This is a genomic window from Corynebacterium sp. HMSC055G02, assembly GCF_001809065.1.
GTDB classification, from domain to species: Bacteria; Actinomycetota; Actinomycetes; order Mycobacteriales; family Mycobacteriaceae; genus Corynebacterium; species Corynebacterium jeikeium_D.
In genome coordinates, this window is record NZ_KV795635.1 from 91,194 (window position 1) to 110,406 (window position 19,213).

A 19,213-nucleotide genomic window follows, 5' to 3' on the forward strand; every position below is an offset into this window, starting at 1 on the left:
ACCACAGTCGTTAACACAGCCGCTGACCGGCAGCTAGCTACGCGGTAACCTCGACGTTCTTCTCCGAAGCAACAGTGGCGGCAGCCGCATCGCCTTCAAGCGAGCCAGTGACTTCTGCGCTCCCACCGACAGTGCGGTAACCGTGCTGGAAAAGTACTGCAGTCAAAGCGGTGCAGATACCAGATCCGGCAACGTGAACCGGCACCAATGCCTCCGGTACACCGGACCAGTACTGAATCATTCCAACTACGCCCTGAGCCAAAATGAACACAACGAGTGCGATGGCAACCTTACGCACAGGTGCAAAGGCTTCCGAGGCCAGCAGACCGAAAATGAGGCCGATAACCAGGCCAAGGTAGAGGTACATAAAACCAGCGTGGATATGTGCCAGGTCAACAATCGGTAGCTGGAGGCGATCCTCCGGGAGCACCGAAGCATCTCCAGCGTGTGGTCCCGCACCGGTGACCATAGTTCCGGTAATCAGCGTCATCGTCAGGGCCAGGCCGGAGGCGGCAGCCAGATAGCGCAGATAGCGCGGGTACATGCGGGTAGCAGTGCCGTCATCAGGCTCAGAAATCTTGACGAAAAGCATGCCAGCGAGCCAGACCAGAATCATCGAAGGCAGGAAGTGCAGCGCTACGGCGTACCACTTCAGGTCAACCCAAACGGAGATACCGCCGATAACAGCCTGGACGATAACGCCGAGACCGTTGAGGAAGGCCAGCAACTTGATTTCCTGACGGCGACCGACACGCATAACCGAAAGGAAGAGCAGAAGTGTCAGAGCAACCAGCACAAAGGTGAGCAGCCGGTTGCCAAACTCAATAATCTGATGGAGCATTTCTGCTTCCCCCGCGACAGGAACGAAGCTGCCTGGGTGACATTCAGGCCACGAAGCACAACCGAGACCTGAACCAGTAACACGGACGATAGAACCGGTTACCGCAATTGCCGCCTGTGCAATCAAAACCAGCAGGGCATAGAGCTTCTGGCGCCCGATTGGTGTCAGCGGCAAAAACGATAGGGGCAAACTTCGATCTGCAGTATTCACATTAAGAAATTCTACCCATGCTGGCGGAAAATGGTAATAAGCGAAACCCCTGCGTTGGGCTGCGCTTTTCTATGCAGATTCCCCGACAGATTCCTAGTCATTCGGCATATCAAAACGGAACCAGCGGGCCGCGAATGCAGCGCCAAGGACGCCCCACACGAGTAGCACCCCGACAGCTGACCAATGGACGGACATGGCCAATGCCGCGGAGATCACGTCGGTAAGCGCGACGGACGGCAAGAGGTGTAGCAGTACAGAGCTGATGTCATCTAACGATGGCGCAACGGCCACATACGTAGTAGCACCAATGAGGATGAACCAGATCAAGTTGGCCAGACCTAGGATTAGCTCGGCTCCCAACGTACCTCCCATGAGCAAGCCCAATGAGGTAAAGACGAACGTTCCCAGAAGCATCCCCACATAAGCCAGCAGCCAGCCGCCAATCGACAGCTCTGCGCCAAGGGCGAGCCCCACGAGACTAAACAGTACGTACTGCAACGTGACGGTGGTGCAGACCGACACAATCTTGCCTGCGATAATGCCCCAGGGTGGCACGCCTGAGGCGCCGATGCGCTTCAGGGCTCCGTAACGGCGGTCAAAGCCCACGGCAATTGCCTGCCCGGTAAACCCTGCAGACATGACGGAAATCGCCAGCACCATGGGGAAGATACGCTCGAGCGGATCATCGAGCTCCAACACCGGCACCATCACCAGGCCGATGAGCATCGCCAACGGGATAATGATGGTGAGGAGCATTTGCTCACCATGTCGCCAGAAGAGCTTCGTCTCCAACCACGCCTGCGACATGACCAACTTCGCCATGTCCGAACGCTGTGGCGCTGGGGCGAAAATGCCCTTCGCAAAGCGGGAGGCATCAGACCTCGGTGCGGTAGTCATTAGCTCCTCATCTCCGTTCCAGTGATCTGCAAGAAGACATCTTCAAGCGATTGCGTCGCCCTATTCATCGAGGTGATCAGCACCTCTTGCTGCTCGCAACTCTGCGCCAAGACAGTCAAGGCGCGCGGTGAAGCCTCACCAATCAGGGAAAACTCTCCACCGCCAGAACGCTGCAGACGCTGTGGAAGACCGGACTCGCTGAAGTTGCGGTTGACCTCTTCGAAGTCAAGGCTGCCTCGAACGCTGATCTTCATAGCAGTGCTTGACGACGTTCCCTGGAGAGCCGATGCGCCTGCGCTAGTGATCTCCTCGGTGGTACCGGCCACAACTAAATGGCCCCGGTCGATAATCGCAACGTCGTCGGCAAGCGATTCGGCCTCGTCCATGAGGTGCGTTGTCAGGACCACAGTGACCCCATCACGGCGCAGCGACGAGATGAGATCCCAGACGGCTAGACGGGACTGAGCATCGAGGCCTGCTGTCGGCTCGTCGAGGAACACAAGCTCCGGACGTCCGACCAGGGCACATGCGAGCGACAGTCGCTGCTGCTGACCGCCAGAGAGCCTGCGGTAGTTCGTCTTACGATGGCGTTCTAGGCCAACGATTTCAAGGAGCCAATCAGTGTCCAGCGGGTTTGCGGAGTAACTGGCAACGAGGTTCAGCATTTCGCCAACGCGAACACCGGGGTAGGCACCTCCGCCCTGGAGCATGATGCCAATGCGGCTGCGCAGTGCTGTGGTTTGAGTGACCGGGTCGAGATCGAGAATGCGAATTCGCCCTTCATCCGGCTTGATGAAGCCCTCACACATTTCAACGGTTGTGGTCTTACCAGCGCCGTTGGGGCCGAGGAGCGCAAGAACCCTACCTCGATCCAGGGAAAGCGAAAGGTCTGATACAGCCTCAACGTCATCGAATTTCTTCGTTACGTTCTCAAGGCGCAGAGCAGGAGAATTGGCAGCGTTATTCACGGTTAGTCAGTCTAATCTCACAGTTTTAATGAAGGCGAAATACCTTAGATCGCGTCGAGTACGCCAAGATGACGAACATGACTGCGACGAAGAATACCAACGCCAGTAGGTAAATCTGAGCGACGGTGCCCGGAGGCAACCCCAGGCCGCGTGGTAGTACTACAAAACTGAAAATTGCCGAGTACAGAACCACGGCAATGCGAAATTGTACCCGGTTGGCCCAAGCGGACAGGGGCACGATGGCCCATAGCAGGTACCAGGGGTGCACGACGGGGAAGAGGATTACTAGAGCGAACATCGCGAGGCCGTAGCCGCCGAGCGGGTGAATGCGCCCACGGAACGTCGCTAACAGCATGCGCAGGAGCCAGGCAGCCACCAGCACTACGCCAATGCCGCGGGTAAACAGCAAAGCACTGTCGCTGATATCGCCGAGCCCCAGAAGCCTGCCGAAGAAACCAGCGATGATCCCGAGCAGGGTAGTCAACGACATCCAACTGCGCACCGTTGCGGCGCCACCCTGCGCGGTGATCCAACCAAAGCCCAGACCAGTTCCTAAGGAAACAACGACTGCCGTGACGACGGTTATTGCGCCCGTCACTACCGCGGAAAGAGCAACGGCCTTCCAAGTGCTGCCAAACTTTCGGGCCAGCCACATGCCGGCAAAGCCGAGCGCCACGAAACCGGTGACTTTGACCATTCCGGCAAGGCTGATGAGCACGATACCGCCTGCATACAGCGCCCACGATCTACCTCGGCTTTGGTTCTCGTGTCCGATCGGTCCGGGTTCTGGCAGCTCATCGGGCACCATCGATTGCGCAGGGCCGTGGATAGCTCGCAGACACAGTTCGAGACCAACGAGCAGGAGAGCCAGCAGCAGGGCCTCATTGTGGATACCGCCCACCAGGTGCAGCAATACCAACGGATTGAGCGTGCCCAGCCAGAGGGTGAACTGAGAGCTAACGCCGCAGCGGCGACCAAGCTGCACCAGCGCCCAGGACACCACGAGAAGCGAAACAATGGCGACAAGTCGATGCAGAAAGACGGAAGCGATGACCCCGTCGCTGGTTATCTTGGCGATACCCCATGCCACTGCGAGGGCCGTGGGACCGTATGGGCTCGGCGAGTGCGACCAAATCAATGGCACCGATCGGGCAAGTGGGTCGTTGGCTCCCAATAGGTCAACAGGTCCTGCGAGGTAGGGATCCATACCCCGCTCCACAATTGCAGCCTGCGCCAAATAGGAATAGATATCCTGCGTAAACAGGGGAGCGGTAAACATCAAGGGCAATACCCATGCCGCGTAGGTGCGTATGAGCATCGGAGTAGTCACTGCGGTGACGCGAGTCCGCGCACCGGCCAGAACGAAAGCGCCGACACCCAACCAGGCTGTGACTAACATGCCAATGCCCACGAAGGTGACGATTGTCGTTGCCACCAACATTCGACCGAGGATTAGCCCAAGTGGTGTACCCCAAAACTCATTTCCAACCACCGGTGTCGCGCCTGCGCCAATCCCAGCGACCATAATAAAGACCGCCCCGAGAGCACCCAGCCAACGCAGCCAGGTGAAGCGTCGGAGTTCGCGGTAATTGATGCGGTGTTGGAGCGGCTGTTCTGAGCCCTGGTGGAGGGTTGCCGACCTAGAACCGGCCAGACCAATCTTCGGAATGGCGTCACGCACCCCGAGAGCGTCGTCGAAGGTGGACGAGCGGCGCGGGGTAGGTCGGTTAGTTTTCACAAGGTCACATAGTAGACGATTCGACACGCCGAAAGGGCGTTCTAATCAGCGACGTTGCATTGATATTTAAATGCGTTGGACATTGTGACCCAATTACGACACAATTATGTTGTCTAATACACCAGCGGCGCAAGTGGGATACTTGCCTCGCTGAGCCACCTAGACACCCATTATTATCCAGCAGTCCAATCGCAGGAGGTGACTCACCAGTCATGGCAGATCGGAAGCCGACAGTCAATGATGGTGATACGCGCAAGCGCATTCTCCAATTGCTTCTGGAACACAACCCGGCGTCCGCGACTTTTATCGCAGACACCCTGGGACTATCCGCTGCAGGCGTCCGCCGTCATATTGACATTCTGGTGGACGAAGGTCTTGCCGAAACCGCTCCGGCACCCAGCACCGGCCCCCGGGGCCGAGGCAGGCCAGCAAAGTCCTATCGCCTGACAGATCGGGGCCGCGCTAGATTCGGGCACGCTTACGACGATCTTGCCAGTGCAGCTCTGACCGCACTGCGCAAGGCCGGTGGTGAGCAGGCAGTTGCCCAGTTTGCCCGTCAGCGCATTGATGACATTCTGCTCGGCGTCACGCCAGTGGGGCAGGACGCAGAGAAGGAAGAGGTCGTAGAGGCCGTCGTCGATGCTTTCCGACGGGCCGGGTACGCGGCAACTATCAACCAGAACACTGGCGGCGTGCAAATTTGCCAGCACCATTGCCCAATTAGCCACGTAGCCTCCGTGTTTCCGGAGCTCTGCGCGGCGGAGCATGAAGCCGTTAGTAAATTATTAGGTCAGCACACCCAACCGTTGGCGACTATCGCTGATGGAAACGGTATCTGCACTACGAATATCCCACTCACTCCCGTAACAAAGACACTTACTGAATCGCCACAAGAAAGGAGCGGAGAATGACCCTCGCCCATGAGAACTCCACCGACGTGGCTGAATCCACGAAGGCTGCCACTCCGCAGACTGACGAAGAGATTATCGAGTCCATTGGTGCCTACCAGTTCGGTTGGCACGACCCGGATACCGCTGGCGCTTCCGCGAAGCGTGGCCTGTCTGAAGCGGTCGTTCGCGATATTTCGGCTAAGAAGAACGAGCCGGAGTGGATGCTTGAACGTCGCTTGAAGGCTTTGGAAATCTTCGACCGCAAGCCGCTGCCCACCTGGGGCGCGGATCTGTCGGGCATCGACTTCGACAACATTAAGTACTTCGTTCGCTCCACCGAGAAGCAGGCCCAGACCTGGGAAGACCTGCCGGAGGATATTAAGAACACCTACGACAAGCTCGGCATTCCGGAGGCTGAGAAGCAGCGCCTGGTCGCAGGTGTCGCCGCTCAGTACGAGTCTGAGGTTGTCTACCACCAGATTCGCGAGGATCTGGAGGCCCAGGGCGTTATCTTCCTGGACACCGACACCGCTCTCAAGGAGCACCCGGAGCTGTTTAAGGAGTACTTCGGCACCGTCATTCCGTCCGGTGACAACAAGTTCTCCGCTCTTAACACCGCAGTCTGGTCCGGCGGCTCCTTCATTTACGTGCCGAAGGGCGTCCACGTGGACATCCCGCTGCAGGCATACTTCCGTATCAACACGGAAAACATGGGACAGTTCGAGCGCACGCTCATTATTGTCGACGAAGATGCCTACGTGCACTACGTCGAGGGCTGTACCGCTCCGATTTACAAGTCCGACTCGCTGCACTCGGCTGTTGTGGAGATCATCGTGAAGAAGGGTGGCCGCTGCCGCTACACCACGATCCAGAACTGGTCGAACAACGTCTACAACCTGGTTACCAAGCGCACCAAGTGCGAAGAGGGCGCAACCATGGAGTGGATTGACGGCAACATCGGTTCCAAGGTCACCATGAAGTACCCGGCAGTGTGGATGACCGGTCCGCATGCCAAGGGCGAGGTGCTGTCCGTGGCTATGGCTGGCGAGGGCCAGTTCCAGGACACCGGCGCCAAGATGGTGCACATGGCTCCGCACACGAGCTCCAACATCGTGTCCAAGTCCGTGGCCCGCAACGGTGGCCGCGCTGCCTACCGCGGTCTGGTGCAGGTCAACAAGGGTGCCAAGCACTCGCACTCCAACGTCGAGTGTGACGCACTCCTGGTGGACACGATTTCACGTTCGGACACGTACCCATACGTGGATGTCCGCGAGGACGACGTCACCCTCGGCCACGAGGCAACGGTTTCCAAGGTCTCTGACGATCAGCTTTTCTACCTGATGAGTCGCGGCATCGAAGAAGAAGATGCAATGGCCATGGTCGTGCGCGGCTTTGTCGAGCCCATCGCCAAGGAGCTCCCGATGGAATACGCCCTCGAGCTCAACCGCCTCATTGAACTGCAGATGGAAGGTTCGGTCGGTTAATACCAATGACTACGACGATTAACAACGAAAACCAGGCTGCTCATAGCCGTCGCGTGCTGGCGAACAAGGGCGACGTTTTCTCATCCTTCAACGTGGAGGACTTCGCCGTGCCGCATGGCAAGGATGAAGAGTGGAAGTTCACGCCGCTGCGTAAGCTCCGCGGTCTCCACAACGGCACCGCAGCAGAGCCGGTTGCAGCCTCAATTTCGGTCGAGACTGCTGGTCAGGATGGCGTCGCTGTGGACGTCGTCAAGCGTGACGACGAGCGCCTTGGTCGCGCCGGCGCCCCAACGGACCGCGTGGCAGCACAGGCGTACTCCAACTTCGACGATGCGCACATCGTGACCTTCGCGAAGAACTCGGTGTCCAAGGAGCCTGTCGTCATCGACATCGATGGTCCGGGCGAGGACAAGGTGTCCTACGGCCACATTGTCATTGACGTGCAGTCCCATGCCGAGGCCGTCTGCGTCATTAACTACCGAGGCAGTGGCACGTTCGCGGACAACATCGAGTTCGTAATCGGCGACGGCGCCAAGCTGGGCGTCGTGACCATGGTGAACTGGAACGAAGATGCCGTTCATGGCTCTGCGCACCACGTTCGTGTCGGCCGCGATGCTACGCTGCGCCACACTGTCGCAACGTTTGGCGGCGAGGTTGTCCGTATCGTTCCGCGCGTTGCTTTCACGGCACCCGGCGGCGACGTCGATCTGCTGGGCGTGTACTTCGCTGATGCCGGTCAGTACTTTGAAAACCGCATGCTGGTCGACCACGCTGTGCCGAACTGCCGCTCCAACGTGATGTACAAGGGCGCGCTGCAGGGCGAGCCGAATGTCGCTCATCGTGAGGCCCGCACCGCGTGGGTGGGAGACGTGCTCATTCGTGCAGAAGCGACGGGCACCGACACCTACGAGCTCAACCGCAACCTGCTGCTCACCGAAGGCGCGCGTGCCGACGCAGTTCCGAACCTGGAAATTGAAACCGGTGAGATTGCCGGTGCTGGGCACGCTGCCACCGTTGGCCGCTTCGACGAGGAACAGCTCTTCTACCTGCTCTCGCGCGGTATTCCGGAGCTGGCCGCTCGCCGTCTGGTGGTTCGCGGCTTCTTCAGCGAGGTCATCAACCTGATTCCGGTCGAGTCCGTTCGCGAGAAGCTTGAAAAGCTCGTTGACGAAGAGCTCAACACCGCTGGCTTCTAACCGCTTATCTTCTTTCTCACCCTTTCCGTCCTGTCAACCCGGAAGTGCCGGGGGACAGGCCACTTACACCGATTAAAGGAAAAGATTTCACTATGAGCACTTTGGAAATCCGTAACCTCCACGCGCAGGTGCTGCCGACCGATGAGTCCGCCGAGCCCAAGGAGATTTTGAAGGGCGTCAACCTGACGATCAACTCCGGCGAAACCCACGCTGTGATGGGGCCGAACGGCTCTGGTAAATCCACCCTGAGCTACACCATCGCAGGTCACCCGCGTTACGAAGTCACCGAGGGCGAGATTCTCCTCGACGGCGAAAACGTGCTGGAGATGAGCGTCGACGAGCGCGCTCGCGCTGGGCTCTTCCTGGCAATGCAGTACCCGGTCGAGGTCACCGGCGTGTCCATGTCCAACTTCCTGCGCTCTGCAGCAACCGCTGTCCGCGGCGAGGCTCCGAAGCTGCGCCACTGGGTCAAGGAGGTCCGTGAGGCAATGGCTGACCTGGAGATCGATTCGTCGTTCTCCGAGCGCTCCGTCAACGAGGGCTTCTCCGGTGGCGAGAAGAAGCGTCACGAGATTCTGCAGCTCGACCTGCTGAAGCCGAAGTTCGCCATCCTGGACGAGACCGACTCCGGCCTGGACGTCGACGCTCTGCGCGTTGTCTCTGACGGCATTAACCGCTACCAGGACGAAAACGACGGCGGCATTCTGATCATTACTCACTACCAGCGCATCCTGAACTACGTGAAGCCGGACTTCGTCCACGTCTTCCACGATGGTCGCTTCATCACCTCCGGTGGCCCGGAGCTTGCAGACGAGCTGGAAGAGCACGGCTACGAGAAGTACATCAATGCCTAACGCCGAACTACTCAGCCCATCACTCCGCGAGGACTTTCCGATTCTGTCGCGCACTGTCCGTGACGGAAAGCGGCTGGTCTACCTGGATTCCGGAGCGACCTCGCAGCGCCCCAAGCAAGTCATCGATGCTGAGGTGGAGTTCCTAACCCACCACAATGCACCGGTGCACCGCGGTGCCTACGAGATTGCTGAGGAGGCCACGGACGCCTACGAAGATGCCCGCGAAGCCATTGCAGGCTTCATCGGCGCCGACTATGACGAGCTGGTCTTCACCAAGAACGCCACCGAAGCGTTGAACACAGTGGCATTCGTGCTTGGCGACGACCGCGCAGGTCAGTACCAGGTCGGCGAGGGTGACGAGATTGTCGTCACTGAGCTGGAGCATCACGCGAACTTGGTGCCGTGGCAGGAGCTGGCTCGCCGCACTGGTGCGACACTGCGTTGGTATGGCGTGACTGAAGACGGCCGCATTGATATGGACTCGCTGGAGCTCAGCGAGAAGACCAAAGTTGTGGCCTTTACCCATCAGTCAAACGTCACCGGTGCAGTAACCGATGTGAAGGAAATGGTGCGCCGTGCTCGCGAGGTCGGAGCGCTGGTAGTCCTCGATGCCTGCCAGTCGGTGCCGCATATGCCTGTCGACGTCAAGGAGCTCGATGTGGACTTCCTGGCGTTCTCCGGCCACAAGATGCTCGGCCCCAACGGGGTCGGCGCGCTCTACGGTCGCCGGGAACTGCTCGAGGCACTGCCGCCGTTCCTCACTGGTGGCTCGATGATTGAGGTCGTCACCATGGAGAAGACCACCTTCGCGGCGCCTCCGCAGCGCTTCGAGGCGGGTACCATGATGACCTCCCAGGTCGTCGGCCTGGGTGCTGCGGTGAAGTACCTGGATGCCATCGGTATGGATAAGGTAGCTGCTCATGAGCACCACCTGACCGCGCTCGCACTGGAGAAGCTGCAGGAAATTGATGGCGTGACCATCATCGGTCCGACTACTCCAGAACAGCGTGGCTCTGCAGTCTCCTTCAAGGTCGAGGGCATTCACCCGCACGATCTTGGCCAGGTTTTAGACGACCAGGGCGTGTGCATCCGCGTCGGTCACCATTGCGCGTGGCCAATTCACCAAATCCTCAACGCCCAGTCGACCGCCCGGGCATCCTTCTACATCTACAACACGGAAGAGGACGTTCAGGCGCTTGCCGACGCAGTGCGCCATGCACAGAAGTTCTTCGGTGTCACCCCGTAGCTTTAAGAAAGGAGAAGGACATGAAGCTCGAGCAGATGTACCAGGAAGTTATCCTGGATCACTACAAGCATCCGCAGCATGCGGGTTTGCGGGAGCCTTTCAATACGGAAGTGCATCACGTCAACCCGTCGTGTGGCGATGAACTCACGCTTCGCGTCACTCTGAACGACGACCTCACCGTCGTCAATGACGTCTCCTATGACGCCGTGGGCTGTTCTATCTCGCAAGCCTCCACCTCAGTTATGGCTGAGGAGATTGTCGGCAAGACTGTCGACGAGGCCATGGCCAAGCTTGCCGAGTTCGAGAAGATGGTCACGTCCCGAGGCAAGATTGAGGGCGATGAGGACATTATCGGCGATGGGATTGCCTTCGCTGGAGTTTCTAAGTACCCCGCCCGCGTGAAGTGCGCACTTCTCGGATGGAAAGCTTTCCAGGCCGCAACCGCTGAGGCCCTGGCCAACGCTGCTGAAGGCAACGGCGTTGGTACCGCGACTGTAACCGTTACCAATGACGAGGAAGGCCATCGCCATGACTGAACCAATCGCTAATGACGCCACCTCGCCCGCACAGCCTGATGCTGTCGACGAGGACACCATGACTACTGGTGCTCCCATTGATGAGGGGGATGCGTACGAGTCCATCACCGTCCCGCCGGCACCGGAGCAGACCGAAGCCGATAACAAGCTGGCTATCCAGGTTGAAGAGGCAATGTACGAGGTTGTTGACCCGGAACTCGGAGTCAACGTCGTGGACCTGGGCCTGGTATATGACATCTGGATTGAAGAAGGCGACATTGCCGCTATCTTCATGACACTCACGTCCCCGGCCTGCCCGCTGACCGATATGCTCACCGACCAGACTGCCTCCGAGGTTATGAAGGTCGAGGGTATCCGCGACTTCCGCCTCAACTGGGTCTGGTCCCCGGCATGGGGCCCACACATGATTACTGAGGACGGCCGCGAGCAGATGCGCGCTCTCGGCTTCTCGGTCTAGATGATCAGTGACAGCGGTGATTAGAGAACCGCTACGTTAAAAGTGCTTGGCGACGAGCTCCTGGCTCGTTCAGCTAGGCACTTTTTCGTTTGTTTTTTGAGTTGCTGACTGCGTTTATGGCCGGGATCGGTAGGGCGATGCGAGTTACTGACTGCATTTATGTCAAAAATGGCTCAAAAAATGGCCTGAAAGCGTCATAAACTTGCACAGTTTCACATCTGCAGCCCGTATTCACACGAGCATCCCCGCAATTTTTTCAAGCTGTCCGACTCGGAGTTAAAAACGACCCCACCTGGCACTGAAAAGTGCCAAGCGGGGTCGCTATTGTCTTCGACTGCTAATCCAAGTTGTGAGAGTTAGATGCGAGATGCATAGCTACTCGCATCTATTCACAGCTCTTCGCAGCTATTCGCGAGTCATGTCTGCGGTGGCCGGGTCAACGAGCTTGGAGCCCGTGACCTTCTTATGGATAAACCACAGCAGGACGAAGACCGGGATACCCAGGTACGGAGTGAGGATAGCGAAGATATTCTCGCCAGTGCGAATCGGATCAAGTGCCTGTCCGGCCACCACAAAGAAGCACATAATCAGTGCCAGCACAGCACCGGCGGGGAAAAAGTTCGCCTTGTAGGGAAGCGAATCCAACGGGATATTCTGGGCCTTCAGACACTTGCGGAAGCGGTAGTGGCTGAAAGAGATACCAAACCAGGTGATAAAGCCCGCGAGCGCAGACAGCGTCAGCAAGAAGGTGTACGCCACACCATCGCCTACCAATGAGGTAATGAAGCCAGCCATACCGATGACAGCGGTGGCAATCAGAGCGCGCAGCGGAACGCCATGCCCAGAAAGCTTGCCAAAGTAACGCGGAGCGTGTCCCTGACGGGCCAGGGAAAACAGCATACGAGTGGACACATACATACCGGAGTTACCCGCGGACAACACCGAAGTCAGAATAACGGCGTTCATCAGGCCAGCGGCAATCGCGATACCTGCGCGTTCAAAGACCAGGGTGAACGGTGAAATGGAAATATTGTCCTCGGCGGCATTCAGAAGATTCGGGTCCGTGTACGCAATAAGGAAACCAATAACAGCGATGGCACCGATGTAGAACAGCAGGATACGCCAGAAGATAGTGCGAATCGCGCGGGGAATCGTACGCTCAGGATCTTCAGCCTCACCTGCTGCTACGCCAACCATCTCGGTGCCCTGGAAGGAGTATCCAGCTACAACGAAGACAGCCAACAGTCCCATTCCGCCATTGACGAATGGGGCGTCGCCCGTGGTCCAGTTTTCGAAGCCGGGGGAGGAGCCGCCCAAGATACCGAAAATCATGCCGACACCAAGAACGAGGAAGACGATGACGGTAATGACCTTGATGGTCGCAAACCAGAACTCACCCTCGCCGAATGCACGTGCGGACAGGGCGTTAAGCCCGAATAGAATCGCGAGGAAGAGCGCGGACCAGATGATTGAAGGCACATCCGGGAACCAATAGCGCATCACCAGCGCAGCAGCGACGAGCTCTGCGGCCACAGTAATCGCCCAGTTAAACCAGTAGTTCCAGCCCATGGCAAAGCCGAAGGATTCTGAGACGTATCGGCGACCGTACTCCTGGAAGGAACCGGGCACCGGCAGGTAAGCGGCCATCTCGCCGAGAGACTGCATAACCAGCCACACCATGATGCCGATAAGAGCGTAAGCGATAAGCGCACCGCCTGGACCGGCCTGCGAAATGGTCGCACCGGAGGCAACAAACAGGCCCGTACCAATGGCACCACCAATGGCAATCATGTTCAGGTGGCGAGCTCTCAGCCTGCGCTGAAGCTTATGGTTTTGTGAGGAAGTCTCCTCAGATTGCGTCGAAGTCATTCATTTATCATAAGCGTTTGTACTCCGGTGAATGCAAAAACCACACCGCTTTAATTGTTGGTATCACCCCACAAATCGGCTGATGTATATGCTCCCGGTCAACGAGATCTCCATCTCCCAGGTCCCCACACAAACCCTGCGATGAGCTTTCCGCACGTACGCGGACTCATTTTCAGCAAAGGCACGGCCACTTTCGCCATAGCGCGAAGCGTCGTCAGTGGGGATGTCCCTATCAAATAGGCAAACACGTCCTTTTCCGGCAACGAAAAGAACGCCCGAAAAAACGCACCCGTCTGTCGTGCATCGAACCCCAGCAACGCCGCGAGCCCACGTTCGCGTAGCCATCGCTGCAATCGCATGCTTAACGACGTCCCCAGCGTCCGGCTTCCCTTCTTTTCCATATCGGCCAAGAAGCGGTCGACATCTTCGATAACCGAACCCACCGAGTAACCAGTGGCAGGATGCATCCAACCACCAGCAAAGCCGAAGAGGGTGCCCATGGATGGTCCACTGTGCCAGAAGTTACCGCGGCGAGAGGGAAAGTTTGCCAGTAGGGGAAAGGACACCACTTCTTCATCGATGGCCAGATCTTCCGAAAGCCCCAGGGACTTCAACCGTGCACTTTGGCGTCTACGCAACAGCGCTAAAAGTGCGGAGTCATCGGCCTCACCGCCGATCCGGACTGCAGCACCGGCTTCGCCACGATACCCGTCAACCATAGGAGTCGGAGTAGCGAGAATGGTCTCTTCAATGAGGAAGGTCCTGTCATCCAAGAAAATGCGATAGGAGAAACTAGCCGGCTCTGCCGCTGGGTCAACCGGTTCAGCCGGAGTGAAGTCCATGAGGACTGCGCGGCGGTGGGCGCTGGGGACGTCGTCAAGCGAAAAGATGTGCCCGATGGCGAGCTGCCGTACCTGCCCACCTCGCCCGACTGCGGCGTGCGTGCGCCCGGTGGTGACAATTGTGATGTCAGTACCCGTGGTTTCGGAATCGGTGAGTGCGCGGCGTTCGATGTGGAAACCGCCAAGTTCTTGCAGGCAGTCCTTGTTAACAACGCCGTAGTTGCGGGCGAGCTGACGTTCGGTGCCGTCGGCAAGAATGACGCTGGGTTGAAAAGTGGCGGCGAGGAAGTCGCTGGGCAACCAGTCGGGGAGTTGGTCGCACCAGAGACCAATCGTCGAGGGCAGCGTGCCACCGGCGGGGGCATAAGCGGTGACATCCCAGCCGCGAGCGGATGCGCGGTGGGCGGCGATTCTTCCGGCGGGCCCGAGGCCGACGACGGAGGCGGTCACGGGAAATGAAGTCATAACTGGTAGGCTACTCGTTCGTGATTGTGACCCATGACCTTGAAGTCCGAGTCGGCGCCCGTACCCTGCTCACTGCGCCGGGTGAGCAGCTGCGCGTCCAGCCGGGAGACCGGATTGGACTCGTCGGGCGAAATGGTGCTGGCAAAACGACGACTATGCGTATTCTCTCCGGTGAAACTGAACCCTATGGCGGTTCAGTAGTGCGCTCTGGCTCGATTGGTTACCTGCCACAGGACTCGCGCGAGGGCAACATCGACATCTCCGCCCGCGACCGTGTGCTGTCGGCGCGAGGTCTTGACCAAATCCGCCGCAGCATGGATCGCCAACAGGAGATCATGGAGACCGCGACCACTGACACGAAACGCGATGCGGCGATTCGGAAGTTTTCGCGTCTCGAGGAGCGCTACCACGACCTCGGCGGCTACGAGGCGAACGCCGAGGCAGCCCGCATTTGCGACGCGCTGGGGTTGCCGGAGCGCGTACTCGACCAGCCGCTGAAGACGCTTTCGGGTGGTCAGCGCCGCCGCGTCGAGCTTGCGCAGATTCTCTTCGCCGCTACCGAAGGCTCGGGCAAGTCCGCCACGACGCTGCTTCTCGACGAACCGACGAACCACCTCGATGCGGATTCGATTACCTGGCTGCGCGAATTCCTCAGTAAGCATGAGGGCGGCTTGATTATGATTTCGCACGATGTCGAGCTGCTCGAGGCCGTGTGTAACAAAGTCTGGTTCCTCGATGCGGTGCGCGCCGAAGCTGATGTGTACAACATGGGCTGGAAGAACTACCTGTCGGCACGCGCGACCGATGAGGCTCGACGTCGCCGTGAGTTCGCTAACGCGGAGAAGAAAGCCAGCGCACTGCGCAAGCAGGCCGAGAAGCTAGGCGCGAAGGCGACGAAGGCCCGTGCGGCCAAGCAGATGGTGGCTCGCGCTGAGCGCATGATGGACAGTCTCGACGAAGTCCGCGTCGAGGATAAGGTCGCCCACATTTCCTTCCCCGAGCCGGCGCCCTGTGGCAAGACTCCGCTCAACGCCACGGGACTGACCAAGATGTATGGTTCGTTGGAAGTCTTCGCCGGTGTGGATCTTGCGATTGACAAGGGGTCCCGCGTGGTTGTCCTCGGCTTCAATGGCGCTGGTAAGACGACGCTGCTGAAGCTACTCGCCGGTGTGGAGCGCACCGATGGCGAAGGCGGCATTGTCTCCGGCCACGGCCTGCGCATCGGCTATTTCGCCCAGGAGCATGACACGATTGCCCCGGACAAGACTGTCTGGGAAAACACGGTCTACGCCTGCCCTGACGTCAACGAGCCGGAACTGCGGAGCCTGCTCGGTGCCTTTATGTTCTCCGGCGACAAGCTGCAGCAGCCAGCGGGAACCCTCTCCGGTGGTGAGAAGACGCGTCTGGCGCTGGCGACGCTGGTTAGCTCCCGCGCAAACGTCCTGCTTCTCGACGAGCCCACTAACAACCTCGACCCGCAGTCCCGCGAACAGGTTCTCGATGCACTTCGCACTTACACCGGGGCCGTCGTTCTGGTTACCCACGATCCAGGTGCGGTCAAGGCGCTAGAGCCCGAGCGCGTCATCGTGCTTCCCGACGGCACCGAAGACCTCTGGAGCGACGACTACATGGAAATCGTCGAGCTGGCTTAAGACGGATCCATTGGCCCTGGCAGGTAACCGTCCTGCTGAGCGAGCCTATACATCTCCGACTTGTTAAGGCTGTTCTCGGCCCGGCCAGCTGCCGCATACTTGGCTCGAATACGACCCAAGTAGTCCAACACGGTGTTCGGTGTCAGCCCTGTCATCGACGCGACTCGCTTCGTCGACTCACCGGAGGCGTAAAGCTCCAGTACCTCACGCTGGCGTTCTGACAAATCGACAGAGTCGAGCAGGGGATCAGAGTCAACTACCGATGCCCATTCTGTAGTCAGCGCGCCCTTGCCAAGTGCCGCCAGCCGTACTGCAGACACGATTGTCTCCGGGGTTTCCGATTTCTGCACAACCCCCATTACTCCGGTACGCACTGCCTTTCGGACAAGGTATGGGCTTTCAGCTGACGAGAGGATGAGCACGTGATCGGTAACCAATTCCAGCGACAGAACGTTCTGTGCTGGATCTGAATTATCCGCCAGCCGTAGATCCAGCACGACCACATCCAGGCGGTCATCGGTGCCCACATCGGCCAGTAGCTCCGGCACAGTTTGATAACAGCCGACGAGCTCAAAGTCTGGCTCTGCAGAAAGCAGGGTTTCGAGCCCCTGCAGAGTCAAGGCATGATCATCAATCGCAGCAACGCGAAGCAAACGATCCGACTGCACGCTGTAATCTCCGATGTTGTCGGAGTCAATTGCAGCCGAGACGTCGATGGAAGCATTGCTCATTCCCGCAATATTCTCCCTAGTCACGTGACATCACTATCCTCTCACCGGCTTCATCAAACCTTTGCACTCCATTGTCATCAGAAATAGATGCAAATGCACGTCTGCCCGGGGGCAATAGGCGAATTGTTACCGATCCTTCTTCGGCGTTATCGATTGCTTCGAGGAAGTTCGGCATCAACTTGGCCACCGCGGAATCGTCGTCGACAAGCGGAATACGGCGCACATCGGTGCTATCGGAAACGGCCTGCGTGTGATTGCGGTCATCGAGGAGCCGGACATGAACACCTCTTGCGCGGGCGTCCCAAACAGCTTGGTGAAGGGACCCAACATTTAGATGCGGCGAACGTAGGACGTCTCGGAGAAGCTGCTCTGTAAGCCGCGCACGCAACTGCAGTCGCGGGGTCGGTTCTTCCAAAACTGCAGCGGCGCTAAAAATGGGGCCGACCCGGCGCTGCAGCCATTCGTAGTTACTCTGGCTGCTAATTTCGTACTCTTTGGCGGCCCCGGCAGCGTACAGCGCACGATTATAATCCTGAATAGACTGCGGAACGGTGCGCATAAAAAAGCGGACCATGATGGACGTCAAAATTCCCGCGACCAACATCACGGAGCGAACTAACAGGTCAACTCCAGAGATACTGATGTGGGTCGTATCCGAGGGGGCAAAGGGGAAGAACTTGAGAAGTTCCACCATGATCGCGCCACCGAGCACTGAATTCAGCGCAACCCAGGGGCGGCCGCGGATGGCGAGCAATGCAGATGCAAAAGAAATTAAGCTAAAGTGCCAGAAATACGACCATTCCAAATTATTTGGAATGGGCTGGTAGAGCCCCACGACAGCTAATACAACGATCGCGACACCAGTTACAATTGCACGGGCTAACGGCAATTGTGAATGGCGGCCATACATAATCAGCCCGAGAAGGCCGATCGCTAATGCCAGACTGATTTGCCCGGCCGCGGTAAATAATTGTCCATTACTGACTAGAACCATGAACAACACGCCGACGATCGCGCCGTAGAACTGCCAGGAAAAAACAATTGACATTCCCATGAGGTCATACAGCGATGTCGTGTGAGCGGAGGAATCGACTACATCTTCCTCTTCCACAGGAGAGGTATTACCGTGCCATTTGAGAATAACCTGAGTACCTTTCCCAGGCTTTGAATTAACGAGAGCATCTCCACCGCGAAGGGCCTCCATTCGCCCTTTAACGCTCAACCGGATACCTGCACGATGCGGGTCAATTCCCTCGGGGTCGAACCCGGTGCCATCGTCACGAAAATCAATAGACACCTCTCCCGAGGCAACACGAATGTGGCATTTCTTTTCCGCTGCGGCACCTGCGTGACGCTTGGCATTATTTGCCACCTCGGTTGCGGCTAATAGGAACGTGTTAGCAACTTCTCCTGGCAGCCGAACTGGACCGCCTTCTTCGCTGGTATCTAGCGTTACCCCAATGTCGGGGCTCACCGACATCAATTGCGCTCGTACGGACTCCGCAAAAGTTCTACCGCTTACTGTTTGCCGAGGCGAGAAAAACAGCCCAGTCTGCTCGTCTAGCGAGAAGTCAATCTTAGAGCCCTTACCGATTGCAGACAGTGCGGCCAATACATAGTCATGGACATAGGCGTTGAAGCTGCTCATCGCCTCGCCGCGGACACGCATACGCTCCGCTCTCTCATTGACCTTCCGAGAGTTCTCGTAGGTGAAGTCAATAAGCCTTGCGACGGGTTGTGCAGAGCCTGCAATAATCACAAATGGAAAAGTGTTGATGAGATTGAAACCAACATCCGACAACATGTCGAGCCAAAAAGTGTGTCCCAGCAACCACGAATTAATGACCGCAATAAGTCCGGGAACAAATACCATCACGGACAAACTGATGTGGAGTGGCACTGTCAGAGCAAATGCAGCGAGGGCTAAACCTGAAAATGGGCTATACCAGAGCGCATTTCCAACGAGGTTATGAGGGAGATCCCAATAGGTTGAAACCAACATCAGGAAAACCAACATGATGTACATCGGCACACGCAGTGCGGTAATAAGGCCTCGCCGCGTATTATTAATCACAGCCCAAATCAGCAACATATCGCTGAGAATGAATATGAGCAGTGATGCAAAAGGGAACCAGTGGCTCAGAAAGTTTTCAAAGGGGACAGAACGAACAGCCGATTCAACCTGCCACAAAAAGCCGGTGACGGCAATAATAATCGCGCCGGATCGCAGCACAGACATTTCAATTGATGGTGACTGTCCGGCAAGTGCCGAATCGGGATTCCACCTCTCCATGCGACAATCACATTCCTTTTGCTTATTGCCACTAGACAAAACTA

Annotated in this window: 16 protein-coding genes; 8 read left to right on the forward strand and 8 right to left on the reverse strand. The window is 57.8% G+C overall.

Annotated elements, in window-relative coordinates:
• Positions 1-37: 37 nt before the first annotated feature.
• From HMPREF2547_RS01970 to mptB, 4 genes are all read right to left on the reverse strand, one after another.
• A complete protein-coding gene (locus HMPREF2547_RS01970; protein WP_016422745.1) occupies positions 38-1,051 on the reverse strand; it encodes a COX15/CtaA family protein in 1,014 nt (337 codons plus the stop codon).
• 93 nt (positions 1,052-1,144) lie between these two features.
• Entirely contained in the window at positions 1,145-1,948 is an 804-nt protein-coding gene (locus HMPREF2547_RS01975) for an ABC transporter permease (RefSeq protein WP_070438410.1), read from the reverse strand.
• On the reverse strand, positions 1,948-2,916 hold the full coding sequence (locus HMPREF2547_RS01980; protein ID WP_070438414.1) for an ABC transporter ATP-binding protein: 969 nt from the start codon (positions 2,914-2,916) through the stop codon (positions 1,948-1,950). The genes HMPREF2547_RS01975 and HMPREF2547_RS01980 overlap by 1 nt, the downstream gene beginning before the upstream one ends.
• A 25-nt stretch (positions 2,917-2,941) precedes the next feature.
• Positions 2,942-4,681 (reverse strand): polyprenol phosphomannose-dependent alpha 1,6 mannosyltransferase MptB, encoded by a 1,740-nt coding sequence (gene mptB, locus HMPREF2547_RS01985; protein WP_070567119.1) that lies wholly within the window; start codon positions 4,679-4,681, stop codon positions 2,942-2,944.
• 185 nt (positions 4,682-4,866) lie between these two features.
• Between mptB and HMPREF2547_RS01990 the strand changes: the two genes are divergently transcribed.
• From HMPREF2547_RS01990 to HMPREF2547_RS02020, 7 genes are all read left to right on the forward strand, one after another.
• Positions 4,867-5,565 (forward strand): helix-turn-helix transcriptional regulator, encoded by a 699-nt coding sequence (locus HMPREF2547_RS01990; RefSeq protein WP_070604570.1) that lies wholly within the window; start codon positions 4,867-4,869, stop codon positions 5,563-5,565.
• A complete protein-coding gene (gene sufB / locus HMPREF2547_RS01995) occupies positions 5,562-7,028 on the forward strand; it encodes a Fe-S cluster assembly protein SufB (protein ID WP_016422750.1) in 1,467 nt (488 codons plus the stop codon). Before HMPREF2547_RS01990 ends, sufB begins: the two co-directional genes overlap by 4 nt.
• Before the next feature lie 5 nt (positions 7,029-7,033).
• Positions 7,034-8,224: a Fe-S cluster assembly protein SufD gene (gene sufD, locus HMPREF2547_RS02000; RefSeq protein WP_016422751.1), complete on the forward strand. Its 1,191-nt coding sequence runs from the start codon at positions 7,034-7,036 to the stop codon at positions 8,222-8,224.
• 92 nt (positions 8,225-8,316) lie between these two features.
• On the forward strand, positions 8,317-9,078 hold the full coding sequence (gene sufC / locus HMPREF2547_RS02005; RefSeq protein WP_016422752.1) for a Fe-S cluster assembly ATPase SufC: 762 nt from the start codon (positions 8,317-8,319) through the stop codon (positions 9,076-9,078).
• Complete coding sequence (locus HMPREF2547_RS02010) at positions 9,071-10,324, forward strand: cysteine desulfurase (RefSeq protein ID WP_016422753.1); 1,254 nt, start codon at positions 9,071-9,073, stop codon at positions 10,322-10,324. Before sufC ends, HMPREF2547_RS02010 begins: the two co-directional genes overlap by 8 nt.
• Positions 10,325-10,344: 20 nt before the next feature.
• On the forward strand, positions 10,345-10,860 hold the full coding sequence (gene sufU / locus HMPREF2547_RS02015) for a Fe-S cluster assembly sulfur transfer protein SufU (RefSeq protein ID WP_016422754.1): 516 nt from the start codon (positions 10,345-10,347) through the stop codon (positions 10,858-10,860).
• Positions 10,853-11,317: a metal-sulfur cluster assembly factor gene (locus HMPREF2547_RS02020; RefSeq protein WP_016422755.1), complete on the forward strand. Its 465-nt coding sequence runs from the start codon at positions 10,853-10,855 to the stop codon at positions 11,315-11,317. Before sufU ends, HMPREF2547_RS02020 begins: the two co-directional genes overlap by 8 nt.
• 405 nt (positions 11,318-11,722) lie before the next feature.
• On the opposite strand, the gene HMPREF2547_RS02025 is transcribed toward HMPREF2547_RS02020, so the two are convergent.
• Positions 11,723-13,186 carry an amino acid permease gene (locus tag HMPREF2547_RS02025; protein ID WP_049190722.1) on the reverse strand — a complete coding sequence of 488 codons (1,464 nt, stop codon included), beginning with the start codon at positions 13,184-13,186 and terminating at the stop codon, positions 11,723-11,725.
• A gap of 98 nt (positions 13,187-13,284) precedes the next feature.
• On the reverse strand, positions 13,285-14,493 hold the full coding sequence (locus HMPREF2547_RS02030) for a lycopene cyclase family protein (protein ID WP_070604572.1): 1,209 nt from the start codon (positions 14,491-14,493) through the stop codon (positions 13,285-13,287).
• 20 nt (positions 14,494-14,513) lie between these two features.
• On the opposite strand from HMPREF2547_RS02030, the gene HMPREF2547_RS02035 reads away from it, so the two are divergent.
• Positions 14,514-16,145, forward strand: coding sequence for an ABC-F family ATP-binding cassette domain-containing protein (locus tag HMPREF2547_RS02035; RefSeq protein ID WP_069359559.1), 1,632 nt, complete (start codon positions 14,514-14,516; stop codon positions 16,143-16,145).
• On the opposite strand, the gene HMPREF2547_RS02040 is transcribed toward HMPREF2547_RS02035, so the two are convergent.
• Together HMPREF2547_RS02040 and HMPREF2547_RS02045 are read right to left on the reverse strand one after the other, a co-directional pair.
• The gene (locus HMPREF2547_RS02040; RefSeq protein WP_224433497.1) at positions 16,142-16,900 is read right to left on the reverse strand and encodes a response regulator transcription factor; all 759 of its coding nucleotides are present in this window, start codon (positions 16,898-16,900) and stop codon (positions 16,142-16,144) included. The genes HMPREF2547_RS02035 and HMPREF2547_RS02040 overlap by 4 nt on opposite strands.
• Positions 16,893-19,169 carry a sensor histidine kinase gene (locus HMPREF2547_RS02045; protein WP_070604574.1) on the reverse strand — a complete coding sequence of 759 codons (2,277 nt, stop codon included), beginning with the start codon at positions 19,167-19,169 and terminating at the stop codon, positions 16,893-16,895. The genes HMPREF2547_RS02040 and HMPREF2547_RS02045 overlap by 8 nt, the downstream gene beginning before the upstream one ends.
• Between the last annotated feature and the right edge of the window lie 44 nt (positions 19,170-19,213).